We start from the raw sequence: 238 nt of genomic DNA on the forward strand, positions 1-238 counted from the left end.
CTCCAACTGACGGCTCAACCGGTAAGTGAATACTTTGAGCTCTTTCCCTAAACGGGTAGGAGAAGCCGGTTGTCCATGAGTTTTGGCCAGCATCGGCACTTCTTTCCATTCTTCGGCCAGCTCTTCGAGTTTGGCGATCAGTTCGTCGATGACAGGATAATAGACATCGTGAACGGCATCCCGGAACGAACAGGGAACCGCTGTATTGTTGATATCCTGTGAAGTCAGGCCGAAATGG

1 protein-coding gene is annotated in these 238 nt (G+C 50.8%); it reads right to left on the reverse strand.

From position 1 onward, the window contains the following. On the reverse strand, positions 1-238 hold a 238-nt coding region (locus NE609_RS17430), incomplete at both ends, for a lyase family protein (protein ID WP_256153255.1).

Origin of the sequence: Anaerotruncus sp. DFI.9.16 (assembly GCF_024461615.1) — a bacterium.
GTDB classification, from domain to species: domain Bacteria; phylum Bacillota; class Clostridia; order Oscillospirales; family Ruminococcaceae; genus Anaerotruncus; species Anaerotruncus massiliensis.